We start from the raw sequence: 13,240 nt of genomic DNA on the forward strand, positions 1-13,240 counted from the left end.
TGACCTCCTGTCCTCGTCGCGGTGGTACGGCTCAACGGCTCACGTGCCGGCGGCCCTCCGCGGAGTCCAGCCAGTCGATGGTGCGGCGCATGGCCTCCTCGAAGCCGACCTCGCTCTTGAAACCGAAGTCATTGCGGGCACGCTCGATGGGATAGGACTGGTCCCGCTCGAAGAGGTGCACCGCGTGACGGGTGAGGACCGGCCGTGACTTGATGCGCAGCGTGCCGTAGACCTTTTCCGAGACCGTCGCCACGCCGGTGGCGACCGCGCTCGGCAGACTCATCGAGGGAGGCCGTACGCCCAGGCCCTCGGCGAGCGCCTCCATGTACTCGCGCCAGGTGGTCAGGTCAGGGTCGCGGAGGTTGTAGGCCCGGCCGATCGTGGCCTCGGAGCCGCAGGCCGCGATCATCGCGTCGACCGCGTTGCCCACGTAGAGCAGCCCGGCCGGAACGTTGCCGCGGCGGATGTAGACCATCTGCTTCTGCACGATCAGGTTCGCCAGTTCGATGACGAAGTCCTTGCTGCGCGGGCCGTAGACCGAGACCGGACGTACCACGGTCAGCGGGATGCCGAGCCGCTCCGCGGTTTCGCGCACCACGGTCTCGCCGAGCAGCTTGCTGCGGTTGTAGGGCAGTCCGGTGTCGCGCGGGGTGGCGCTCTCGTCGCAGGGCCGCACCGGGTAGCCGTACACGTCGGTGGTGCTGACGTGCAGGATCCGCTCGACGGTGCCGGCCTGGTGCGCGGCTTCGACGAGGTTCCTGCCGCCTTCGATGTTGACGTGCCGGAACTCCTCCCATGGACCCCAGTCCGCGGACTTCCCGGTGCAGTTGTAGACCTGCTTCACCCCGTCGGTGGCGCGGCGCAGGCTGTCGGTGTTGCCCAGCGAGCCCACCTCGACCTCGACCGGAAGATCGCCGAAGGCCGAACGGTCGCTGTTCTCGCGGACGAACACCCGGACCCGATGGCCCTGCTCCACGAGCCGTCGGGTCAGGTGGCCGCCGATGAAGCCGCCGGCTCCGGCCACGAGGATGTCGGCGTCGCGGCGGGCGGCGGGGGAGGCGGACGGCTCCGCGCGGGTGCGGGGGGCGGGGGGTGGCAGTTCGCTGTCGGATGACATGGCATGCCTCAAGAGGTCGAGGGAGTGTTCCAGATCGGACTCGCGGTGATCGACGTTGATGAAGAAGCGCAGCCGGCACTTGTCGCGCGCGACGGCGGGGTATCCGATGGGCATCACGTTCACGCCCTGGGCCAGCAGCCGGTTGGAGATCGTCATGGACCGTTCCCAGCTGCCCAGAATGATCGGCACGACCGCTGAGGCCCGCGACACTCCGATGTCCAGGCCACGGGCGCGCGCTGCATCCCGGAAGAACTCCGCGAGCTCCTGTGCTTTGCGCACCCGCTGCGGCTCGTCCCGGATGACCCGGAAGGCCTCCAGCGCCGCCGCCGCGTTCGCGGGGGAGATTCCGGTGCTGAAGATATAGAGCGGGGCGGTGAACTTGAGGTACTGGATGATGGGCGAGCGGGCCGCGATGTACCCGCCGAGACTGCCCAGAGCCTTGCTCAGCGTGCCCATCCAGAGGTCGACGTCGCGCCGGTCGACATCGAAGTGCTCGCCGATACCGCGGCCGGTGCGCCCCAGCACTCCGATCGAGTGCGCCTCGTCGATCATGAGCATCGCGTCATGGCGCTTCTTGACCTCGATGAACCGTGGCAGATCGGGGATGTCGCCGTCTTGGCTGTACGCGCCCTCGATGACGATGACGGCCCTGCGGTGGTGCCGGCGCAGGGCACCCAGCATCCGGTCCAGGGCCTCCCAGTCGTTGTGGGGGAAGGGCCGGCGCCGCGCACCCGAGAGAATGCAGCCGCGCACGGTGCTGTCGTGGATCCATTCGTCGTGCAGGATCACGTCCTCGGGGCCGAACAGATGGCCCACGGTCGCCACGTTCGTCGCGTGGCCGCCCGCGAAGACGATAGCGGCGTCGGTGCCGAGGAACGACGCGATCTCCGCGTCGAGCTCGTGGTGGAGCGGGGTCTCCCCGCACAGCAGCGGGGTCGCGGAACTGGAGGTGCCGTAGTGGTCGATCGCCGCGGTGGCCGCTGCTCGAAGCCGGGGGTGACTGGACAGAGCCAGGTAGTTGAAGGCGGAGAAGTTGACGATCTCGCGGCCGTCCATCGAGATCCGGCCGGTGTTGTAGCCCTCGTGGACGCGGCCGTAGGCGTTCGCGCCGCTGGACTCGATCTGCCGCAGCCGCCCCTGGAGTTCCGCGTACTCGGCCCACTCCTCGAACTCGCGCTCCACCCGGACGGGCGGCGCGGCGAGCTCCGGTGTCGGTGCCGGTTGCGGCGGGGCCGAGGGCGGCGCGGTGTACTGCTGCGGGACCTGCGCGTACTGCTGGGGAGCGGGCAGGTACTGAGGTGTCGATGCGAGGACGGCCTGGCCGGCCCCCAGCACTCCGACGAGGTCCTGCACGGTCGGATCGTCGGGCAGGGACCGCCGCAGGTCCCCTAGCCGGTGTGGGTACTTCTGGGCGATGTGCCGTTGCAGTTCGGTCTTCATCAGTGAGTCGAAGCCGAGATCCATTCCCAGGCGGGCCTGCACGGGGATCTGATCGGTGGGAAATCCGCAGACCTGGGAGACCCAGCCGACCACATCGCGTTGCACCACCGGCTGCGGGCCATCGTGACCGTTCCACGTCGGCTGCCAGTCCGTTCCAGATCCGTCCATGCCGTTCATGCCGTTCATGTCGTGCTCCCTTCGCTCCTGGACGAAGCCGTTCGGTTGCTGAGCCGGGACGCCGAGATCGCGGGTGGTTGGCTCCGGAGCCGTGAACCAGTAGGGCTGCCGCTCGAAAACGGTGCGTGGCACGGAAACCCGTGCCGGGGGAGACCCCTGCTCCAGCGCGGCCCAGTCGACGTCGCCGCCAGCGCAGTGCAGGCGGGCCAGGGACTGCAGGAACGTCTTCCAGTCGTCCGCGCCACGGCGCAAGGACGGCAGCCGGAGCACGGCCACCGGGCCGTTCCCGGGGTCCGCGGCCCGGGTCAGGCCGAGGAGAGCGGGATGCGGGCCGATCTCGACGAAGGTGTCGCAGCCGAGGCGGCGCAGTGTCGCCACTCCGTCGGCGAATCGCACGGTGCCCAGCAGATGATCGACCCAGTAGTCGTCATCGACGTGTTCGACCGGTTCACCGGTCACGTCGGATACCCACGGGATGCGCGGCTTCGACGGGTCCAGCTCACGGGCAGCCGCGCGCAGCGGGTCGGCGGCGCCCTCCATCATCGGTGAGTGGAAGGCATGGGAAACCGTCAGCGGCCGGACAGCGACCGACCTGGCCTCCAACTCGGCGCGCACCTCATGGATCCGGTCGGCAGGCCCCGAAAGGACCAGCTGGCCGGGGGCGTTGACCGCGGCTACGGAGACCGGCGGATGGGCGGCGGCGAGTTCGAGGATCGTCGCGGGATCACCGCTACAGGCGATCATCGATCCGTCACCGGGCTGCTCGTCCATGTGGCGGGCGCGGGTGGCCGTCAAGGTGAGGGCGTCCTCCTGGGAGAGCACACCCGCCACGCAGGCGGCGCTGTACGCGCCGACGCTGTGGCCGAGCAGCGCGGCCGGTCGCACGCCGACCGAAATCCACAGTTCGGCCAGCGCGATCTCCAGTGCCACCAGAGCCGGCTGGCAGTAGCGGGTGCTGCGGAGCCGGTCGGCGCCGGATTCCTCGAAGAGGAGCTCCGTCAGCGGGATGCCGAGCAATGGCCGCAGCACCCGGTCGCTGCGGTCCAGTGACCGCGCCACCCCTTCGTGGGAGTCGTACAACTGCTTTCCCATGCCGGCGTACTGCGTCCCCTGGCCGCTGAAGAGGAACGCTGTCCTGGGCGCGGGCCCGTGGGAGGCGTGACCGACGACGAGCTGGGTGTTCGCTGCGCCCTGGGAGAGCGCGGCCAGTCCCTCGTCCAGCTCTGCCGAGTTCCGTCCGTTGACGACGGCCCGGTACGGGAGGTGTGATCGACCGGTGTTGGCGGCGTGGCACAGGGCGCCGGTCGGTACGTCCGGGTGCGCGACGAGGTGTCCGCGGTAGCGGCGTGCCAGCTCCGCCAGCGCGGTGGGTGAATGGGCCGACAGGCACAGTGCGTCGACCGTCCGTGGGGACCGTTCCGGCGGTGCGGCCGGAGCGACAGGCGTCGGCGGCGCTTCGAGGACGACATGGGCGTTCATCCCGCCGAATCCGAAGGAGCTGACCGCGGCGCGCGCGACGCTCCCGGCCGGAAGCGCGCGCCGCCGGGTGGGGACCTCGAGTCCGGATCCCTCCCGGGCGAGTCGCCGGTTCGGGGTGGTGAAGTGCAGTTGCGGTGGCACCTCCCGGTGCCGCACGACGAAAGCGGCCTTGATCAGCCCGGCGATGCCGGCAGCCGCCTCCAGATGGCCGATGTTGCTCTTCGCCGAGCCGACCAGGCACGGGCGGTCGTGTTCCTGGTGCCGGCCGTACGCCGCCACCAGGGCCTCCCATTCGACGGGGTCGCCGAGCGAGGTTCCCGTTCCATGAGCCTCGACATAGTCGATCTCGGCGCCGTGCGAGCCCGCCTGGCCCAGGGCCCGCTCGATCACCGTGCGCTGCGCGGACCCCCGCGGTGCCGTCAGACCGTTGCTGCGGCCCCCATGGCCCAGGCCGGAGCCCGTGATGGTCGCGTGGATCCGGTCGCCGTCCGCGATGGCGGCCGCCAGGGGCTTGAGGCAGACCAGGCCGACGCCCTCGCCGCGGACGTAACCGTCGGCCGCATCGTCGAAGGTGCGGCAGCGGCCGGTGGCGGAGAGCATCCCACCCTCGGAGAAGGCCACCGAGAGCGCGGGAGTGATCAGCAGGTTCACCCCGCCGGCGAGCGCGATGTGGCACTCTCCGGAGCGCAGTGACTGGCACGCGGCGTGCACGGCGACCAGTGAGGACGAGCAGGCGGTGTCGAGGGCGATGCTGGGGCCGCGCAGATCGAGTGTGTACGAGAGGCGGTTGGCGGCGATGGCGTGGGCGTTGCCGGTCGCGGCGTGGATGTCCGTCGTCAATGGGTCGCTGAGCTGGAGCCCGGAGTAGTCGTGGCTGCTGATGCCGACGAAGACCCCGGTGTCGCTTCCGGCGAGTGCGCTGGGGGCGATGCCCGCGTCCTCGATGGTGTGCCAGGCGGTTTCCAGGAGCAGACGCTGCTGCGGGTCCATGCGTTCGGCCTCGCGCGCCGAGATCCCGAAGAATCTGGCGTCGAACTCGTCTATGTGGTCGATGAACCCGCCGAGCCGGGGCGCCTTGACGACCGTGGTGTCCCAGCGGTCGGCCGGGACCTCGGTGATCGCGTCACGGCCGTCCAGCAGGAGCTGCCAGTAGCTGTCGGCATCGGGCGCGCCGGGGAACCGGCAGCCGATCCCGACGATGGCGATGGGCTCGTTGCCTCCGGCCGGCCGCGCGGTCGCGGCCTCCGGTGCGTCGCCGGGTGTGAGCGGTGTTGTCGTGCCGAGCGCGGTGGCGACGGCTCTGATGGTCGGATGATCGAAGACCACTCCGGGGAGCAGGGTCCGGCCGAGCCACGTCCCGAGATCGTCGCAGATGGCCACCGCCTGGCGGGAATCGAGCCCGAGTGAGGCGAAGGGACGTGTGGCGTCGATCGTGCCGGTGGCCAGACCGAGACGGCCGGCGATCTTCGCGGTCAGCCAGGCCTCGATGTCGTCCACCGCACGCGGGGACGGTTCCGTGGTGGTGGACGGAGAGTCGGCAGGCGTGTCGCCGAGCAGGAGAGCCGTCAGAGTGTCCACATCGGGGCACACGAGCAGATCCCCGAGCGGGACCTCGACCCCGAGCCGCTGTCCGAGCAGCCGCACCGCTTCGGTCAGCCGCGGGTAGTCGAGACCGATGTCGGCGAAGCCGCGCCCGCTGATCCGGGTCGCTCCCGTGATGCCGGTGAGAACATCGTCGACGGCTTCGGCGACGGTGGCCCGGCCCCGCCCGGCGGAAGGGCCGCCGGTCCCGACCGGTCCGTCCGAGTCGCTGACGACGCTGGCAGCCACGGCGGTCAGACCGAAGCGGAGAAAGTCAGTCCTGCACGCGCCACGCTGGATCTTCCCGCTGGTGGTGCGGTGGACGGTGGACCTCTTCAGCAGCACCACCGCATGCGGCGACACCTCGTGTTCCTGGGCGATGGCGGTGCGCAACCGCGCCAGGAGCGCCGCCGGATCACCGAGCTTCCGGCCGTCGACCTCGTAGGCCACCACCAGGGCCTCGCCGTTCCCGGTCGGGATGCCGAAGACGGCTCCGCAGTTCGCGCGGATCGCCGGATCGGCCTTCTCCACGGTCAGCTCGATGTCGTGCGGGTAGTGGTTGCGGCCCTGCACGATCACGACGTCCTTGGTCCGGCCGACGATGTGGAGCTGACCGGCGTGCAGGAATCCGAGATCGCCGGTGCGCAGGTACCGGGCGCCGGGTTCGCCGTCGATCTCCGCGTGGAACGTCTCGCGGGTCGCCTCGGGCTTGCGCCAGTACCCGCGTGCCACGCCGGGTCCGGAGACCCAGATCTCGCCTGTCCGGCCGGCGGGCACCCGGCGACGGACGGCCGGGTCGACGATCTCCACGCTGACGCCGTCGGCGGCCGGGCCGCAGCCGACGATCCGGGTCACCCGGTCCGTTCCCGGCCCGGCGGGCTCCGGTGCTCCGGCCTCGAGCGCCTGCGTGGCGAAGGACCCGACGGCCGGCGGTTCGTCCGCCCGGGTCCCCGACACCAGCAGGGTCGCCTCGGCCAGGCCGTAGCAGGGCATGAAGGCCCGGCGGTCGAAGCCGCTCGGGGCGAAGAACTCCGCGAAGCGGTCCAGGGTGTCGGCGCGTACCGGCTCGGCGCCGTTCAGGGCCAGCCGCCAGTGGCTCAGATCGAGCGAGTCGCGCTCCTCCGGGGACACCCTGGTCAGGCAGTGCTCGAACCCGAAGTTCGGCGCGATGGCCGTGGACGCCCGGGTCTGCGAGATGGTCTCCAGCCACAGCAGCGGTCGCTGAACGAAGGTCATCGGCGCCATGAAGTGCAGCGGGATGCCGCTGTAGAGGGCGGTCAGGATGCCGCCTATCAGACCCATGTCGTGGTACGGCGGCAGCCACAGCGCCATGGCCGAATCCCGGTCGTGGCGCAGCCGCTGGTGGATCGAGCGCAGATTGGCCAGCAGGTTGTCGTGACTGACCATGACGCCCTTCGGCGTCGAGGTGGAGCCCGAGGTGTACTGCAGAAAGGCGAGGGTGCCGCCGGTGGTGCCGGGATCGTGCCATCCGTCGCCCGTGGGGTCGGCGGAGGTGCCTGAGCCCAGCCAGGTCAGGTTCGCCAGCCCGAGGTTCTCGAGCTCCCGTTCCTGGTTCGCGACGAAGTCCCGGACGCTGTCGGTCGTCAGTGCGTGGGTGGCCCGTGCGTCACGGGCGATGGCGGCAAGCCGGGGGAAGGTCTGGCCGAAGCGTGACGTGTCCGGCGGGTAAGCGGGGACGGCGATGGCGCCGGCATACAGGCAGCCGAGGAAGTTCGCGATGTAGTCGAGCCCCGGTGGGTGCAGGAGCAGGACCGGCCGGCCGTCCAGTTTCGCGTCCTGGAGGCGGGCGGCGACTGCACGCGCCCTGCGGTCGAGCTCGCGATGGCTCCAGCTCTCGCTCCGGCCGTCGATGCCCGTGATGAAGCGGTAGGCGAGTCCGTCGGGATCGCTCGCCAGACGGTCGCGCAGCAGCGCTGTGACCGATGCGGGCCCCGCTCCCCGGTCGGTGCACGTCGGTTCGGGGCTCATGAGGGCCTCCGGTCGGCGTGCGCCGCGCCAGCGGCCAGCCGGGGGTAGGCGATCTTGCCGTTGGCGTTGTAGGGCAGCTCGTCGAGGCAGGTCGCGACCCGGGGCAGCATGTACGCGGGTACGTACTGCGCGCAGTGCCGCTTGATCTCCAGGAGTCCCGGCCGCTCGGCCCCCGGGTGGAGCGTGTAGTACAGCGCGACGCGGGCGGTGGGGCCCTCGCCGTCCAGGACGATCGCAGCGGTGGCCACCGCCGGGTGACGCAACACGGCGGACTCGATCTCGCCCAGCTCCACCCGGTAGCCGGAGAGCTTGACCATCCGGTCCTTACGGCCCCGGTAGACCAGCAGGCCGTCCTCGTAGCTCACCAGGTCGCCGGTGGCGTGGCTGCCCTTGGGGTGGCCGGCCGCGAGGGATTCCTCCTCGCGCCGCCAGTAGCCGGCGGTGACGCAGTCGCCTTCGACGACGAGTTCACCGAAGGCGTCCGCACCGTGCAGGGCGAGGCCGTCCGGGTCGACGACGGACAGCCGCGCTCCGGCGACCGCGGAGCCGATCGGGACCGGGTCGGTACGCGTGGCGTCCACGGCCCGCAGCCGGTAGTAGGTGCAGACGTTCGTCTCCGTCGGACCGTAGAGGTTGTAGAGGACGGTCTGTTCGGGCAGGACGTCGAGCAGGGCGCGGAGTTGCGGCATCGGGTAGACCTCGCCGGCGAACAGTACGTAGCGCAGGCTGCGTGCGGTCCCGTCGGTGAGGGCGCCCGACGCCGTCAGGAGATGGAGGATGGAGGGCACCGAGTACCAGACGGTGACGCCGTTTTCGCGGATGCCGGCGGCCAGCGCGGCCACGTCCCGGGCCTGGGAGTCCGCCACGATCCACACCGCGGCGCCCACCGACAGGGCGGTGAACAGGTCGAAGGTGCTCAGATCGAAGTTGAAGGACGCGTGGTTGGCGAAGACGTCATCGGCGCCGACGTCGAGCTCCTGGCGGGCCCAGCCGATGAAGCAGGCCAGATTGCGGTGCGAGATCTGGACACCCTTGGGAACGCCGGTCGAACCCGAGGTGTAGAGGATGGCGGCCAGGTCGTCGGGTCCCGGGCCGGAACCGGTCTCCGGGCCGCCGGCGGCCCGGACGGTGGCCGACGCGGCGGAGAAGGACTCCCAGGTTCTGACCGGCACGCGCTCGGCGTACGCGGCGGGCACATCACCGCTGACAACGATCACCCGCAGGGAGGTGGGCAGGGTGATGCCGGACAGCGACGGGAGGTGTCGGACGTCGGTGAACAGGGCGATCGGTTCGGCGTCGGCGAGGATCGTCTCGACGCGGCTCGGCGGCTGCGCGCCGTCGAGCGGGACGTAGGCGCAGCGCGCCTGCAGGGCTGCGAGGATCGCCGTGGCGCCGCAGGGGGTCTTGTCCATCCAGATGGCGATCCGGTCGCCCGCGGTGGCACCCAGGCCCGCCAATCGAGAGGCGGCGGCGTCCACGTGCGCCGCCAGTTCGCCGTAGGTCAGCGGTGCCGGGCCCAGGAAGGCGGTCCGCGCCGCCTGTTCGGTGGAGAACGGACGGGGCAGCCGGATCACACGGAGGTCGGGCGCGGGTTCATGTTCGGGTATGGGTACGGGCAGGGCTGTTTCTGACATCGCCGTCACTCCGATACGTTCCGGTCGCGGGCGGACCTGGCGTCGGCGGTCGCGGGGGACAGCACCCCGGTCTCCTGTCCGGCCTCGGTGAACATCTCTGCCGCGAGCTCCAGGTCCTCCCGGGTGTGCTCGGACGTCACGCTGATCCGCAGCCGGGCGTCGCCGAGCGGGACCCCGGGGAAGACCACCGTCTGGCAGAACAGGCCGCGGGCGCGGACCGCCCGTCCCATTTCCATCGCCCTGCGCTCATCGCCGATGACGATCGGCAGGATCGCGCTCTGGGTGTTCTCCAGATCGAATCCGGCATCGGCCAGCCGGCCGCGCAGCAGGCGGATGTTGGACCAGAGGGTGGCGACGCGCTCGGGCTCCGACTCCATCACATCGATCGACGCGATGAGTCCGGCCGCGACGCCGGCGGGAATCGTCGCGGCGAAGACATAGGAGTTGGAGTAGAAGCGCAGATAGTCGATGACCTCCTCCTCGCCGACGACGAAGCCGCCCATTCCCGCGAGGGTCTTGCTCATCGTGCCGAGCTCCAGGTCGACCTCGCCCTTGAGCCCGAAGTGTTCGGCGGTACCCGAGCCGCGCATCCCGAGGACACCGGTCGCGTGGGCGTCGTCGACCATCACCCGGGCGCCGTACTGCTGCGCCAGCCGGACGATCTCCGGCAACTCACAGACGTCGCCGTGCATGCTGAAGACACCATCCGTGACGATGAGCTTGCCCATCGCCTGGTCCGCGCTGCGCTGCAGGACCTTTTCGAGATCCGCCATGTCGTTGTGCCGGTAGATTCTGCGGTTGCCGCCGGAGAGCCGGCAGCCGTCGACGATGCTCATATGGTTCAGCTTGTCGACGATGACGGTGTCGTCCCTCTTGACGAGTGCCGATATGGCACCGATGTTCGCCGAGTAGCCGCCGGGATAGACAATGCAGGCGGGCCGCTGTTTGAAGGCCGCCAGGCGTTGTTCGAGTTCCTTGTGCAGCACATTGGTGCCGCCGATGAGGCGGCAGCCGGTGTTGGTCGCCCCATAGACCCGGGTGGCATCGCAGACCGCCTCGACGACCTTGGGGTGATTGGCCAGACCGAGGTAGTTGTTCGAGGCGAACATGAGGAACTCGCGGGTGCGGCCGGTGATTTCATCGCGGATGACAGCCCGGTTCTCGCAGCGGGATTGGAGCGGCATGCCATACCAATAGAGCTGGTCGTCGTTGCGTTTCCGGAAGTAACTGCCGAAGCTGCGCGCCTTGGCGAAGAGATCGGGATCGCGCTGCTCCGTGAAATCCTTCATGGAACGGTCGTCCCAGGGTCCGTCCTTCGCCGCGGGTGTCTGCGGGGCATGCTCCCGGACCGGTGTGGTCGTGGGGGCCGGCAGGGCGGGAGAGGGAGCGGGTGCTGTGGCGGCGGGAGTGAGCGGGGCCGGGGGTCCGGATCCCGCCCGTCCACCGGCGAGTTCGACACCCAGTGCGCGAAGGGTTGCCGCCGTGACCGTGACCGGTGCGCTGCCTGCCAGGCCGCACAGCTGGGCCACCTCGGCGACGATCGAGGTCAGGACCACGGAGTCGATTCCGAGTTCACTCTCGAAGTCGGCATCGAGATCGAGTTGGTTGCGCTGGTAGTGCGTGTGCCGCATCGTGACGTCGACCAGTGTCTTCAGAAGGTCCTGCGGTACGGAGCCGTCCGGGCGCGGCGGCAGCGGCGCTGCCTTCAGGCGGTCCTGCGTGCGCGGGGTCAGGGACTGCTCGACCTCGTGGACGAGCTCCTTGATCGTTGAGATTCCCCCCGGGAGTGCGGAGGGGAGGCCGAAGTGCTCCCTCACCGTCAGCAGGATCGATTCGAGAATGACCGAGTCGATGCCGAGTTCACCCTCGAAATGACTTTCCGGAAGGAGATAGGACTGGTCGTAGAGAGTGCGGGACGCCACGATGTCCACCACTTGCTCATGGATACGCGCGGTGTCCTGGCCGGCCGCCAGAGTGTCGGTCATCAGCGAGCCGCCCCCTCTGTCTGCAGACGCTCGACAAGAGCCGCGATGTCGTTGATTGTTCTGAAGTTCCGCGGCGTGATCTCCTGCAACGGCACGGTGATGTGGAAGTCACTCTGCAGATGGTGGACGAGATCGAAGATCGCGGCCGAGTCGATGATGTTCATCTCGGTGAGCCGGACCTCCGCGTCGAGTCCGTCCGCGTCTCCGTCCATCCAGGTATCGGCGATGTAGGTGATGAGCGACTGCTGAGTGGTCATGTTCGTCCTCGATCCATGTCCCGCAAGGAGGGATGGGCGATGGGTACGTCGGGCACCGCTGTGCAGGGGGCTCACCCGGAGGTGAACACCAGCACCGCGTTCTGACCGCCGAATCCGAAGGAATTGCTGACAGCCACGTCCAGCCGCCGGTGCCGGGGAGCACCGGCGACGATGTCGAGCTGGATCCCGGGATCCTGGTGGTCGAGGTTCGCCGTCGGCGGCACGGTCTCGGTCTCCAGGCTGAGCACGGTGAACACCGCCTCGATCGCTCCGGCGGCGCCAAGGGTGTGACCCACCACGCCCTTGGTGGAGGTGACTGCCGGTCCGGCCCCCAGCACCGCCTCCAGGACTCGGGCCTCGGCAGCGTCGTTGAGCTGAGTGGACGTGCCGTGGGCATTGACGTGGTCGACCTCGTAGGGAGCCACACCTGCCCGTGACAGTGCGGTGTTCAACGCACGTCGCACGCTGGTGCCCTCCGGGTCCGGGGCCGTCATGTGGTGCGCGTCGGCGGAGGCGCCGTATCCCGCCACCAAGGCGCGCACCCGTGCGCCCCGTGCCGTCGCGTCACGTTCCCGTTCCAGCACCAGCATGCCGCTGCCCTCGCCGGTGACGAACCCGTCCCGGTCGGCATCGAATGGACGGGACGCGGAGCCGGGGTCGTCGGTACGCCGGGACAGTGCGCCCATCTGCGTGAATCCGGTGACGATGAGCGGGCTCACCGCCGCCTCGCTGCCGCCGGCGATCACGACATCGCAACTGTCGTCCCGCAGGAGCTGCAGGGCGGTGCCGATCGCGGTGGCTCCCGAGGCACACGCTGTCGACGTGACCAGATTCGGGCCGGTGGCATGGAACTCCATGGCCAGATGTCCGGCGACCATGTTGGGCACGAGCATGGGGATGAGCAGTGCGGACACAGCTGCCGGGCCCTTTTCGAGCATGGCACGCAACTGCGTCTCACCGGTTGCAGAGCCTCCGACTCCGCAGCCGATGACGACCCCGACTCTCGCACCGTCCCAGGTCAGCGGGTCGAGCCCGGCATCAGCCACGGCCTCGCGGGCGGCAACGATGCTGAGCTGGACGAAACGGTCGTGAACCAGTTTGCTGCGGCGTCCGACGTGCTTGGCCGCGTTGAACCCCGGCACGGTACAGGAGATGTCCACCGCCAGACCGGCGAGTACCGGGTCGCGTTTGGCGGCCGAGACACCGGAACAGACACCGCGCCAGCTGGCTTCGACACCGATACCGGCCGCGGTGACGAGGCCGAGGCCGGTGACCGCGATCGGTACCGCGCTCATGACGTCGTCGTCGCTGCGGCTACCTGCTCCTCGATCAGCTCCGCCGCCCGTTCCAGGGTGTCCCGTGGAGAGGCCGTGTCCTCGCTGATGGCGACACCGACCTCCGACTGCACGACCAGCAGCAGCTCGACCAGGAACAGCGAATCCATCTCGAGCTGTTCGAAAGTGACACCCGGCCTGACGTTCGTCCGGTCCACTTCGAACTTGTCCACCAGCAGATCGACGAGCCGTTCGTACATCGCTGTCATCGTGTATTCCTTTCGTCGTGGTGCGGCAGGGGACATGC

The 13,240-nt window shown here is 69.6% G+C and carries 6 protein-coding genes; all 6 read right to left on the reverse strand.

What is annotated here, in order from left to right:
• Positions 1–31: 31 nt before the first annotated feature.
• Positions 32–7,783: a type I polyketide synthase gene (locus tag G3I60_RS24290; protein ID WP_164295874.1), complete on the reverse strand. Its 7,752-nt coding sequence runs from the start codon at positions 7,781–7,783 to the stop codon at positions 32–34.
• Positions 7,780–9,417, reverse strand: a complete 1,638-nt coding sequence (locus G3I60_RS24295; RefSeq protein WP_164607710.1) for an amino acid adenylation domain-containing protein — start codon at positions 9,415–9,417, stop codon at positions 7,780–7,782. The genes G3I60_RS24290 and G3I60_RS24295 overlap by 4 nt, the downstream gene beginning before the upstream one ends.
• 5 nt (positions 9,418–9,422) lie before the next feature.
• Positions 9,423–11,402: an aminotransferase class I/II-fold pyridoxal phosphate-dependent enzyme gene (locus G3I60_RS24300; protein ID WP_164295876.1), complete on the reverse strand. Its 1,980-nt coding sequence runs from the start codon at positions 11,400–11,402 to the stop codon at positions 9,423–9,425.
• Positions 11,402–11,659, reverse strand: a complete 258-nt coding sequence (locus tag G3I60_RS24305; protein WP_138353984.1) for a phosphopantetheine-binding protein — start codon at positions 11,657–11,659, stop codon at positions 11,402–11,404. Before G3I60_RS24305 ends, G3I60_RS24300 begins: the two co-directional genes overlap by 1 nt.
• A gap of 71 nt (positions 11,660–11,730) precedes the next feature.
• Complete coding sequence (locus tag G3I60_RS24310) at positions 11,731–12,954, reverse strand: beta-ketoacyl synthase (RefSeq protein ID WP_138353983.1); 1,224 nt, start codon at positions 12,952–12,954, stop codon at positions 11,731–11,733.
• Positions 12,951–13,202 carry a phosphopantetheine-binding protein gene (locus G3I60_RS24315; protein ID WP_138353982.1) on the reverse strand — a complete coding sequence of 84 codons (252 nt, stop codon included), beginning with the start codon at positions 13,200–13,202 and terminating at the stop codon, positions 12,951–12,953. The genes G3I60_RS24310 and G3I60_RS24315 overlap by 4 nt, the downstream gene beginning before the upstream one ends.
• Positions 13,203–13,240 lie beyond the last annotated feature (38 nt).

The sequence above is a fragment of the Streptomyces sp. SID13666 genome (genome assembly GCF_010548325.1).
GTDB lineage: Bacteria > Actinomycetota > Actinomycetes > Streptomycetales > Streptomycetaceae > Actinacidiphila > Actinacidiphila fildesensis.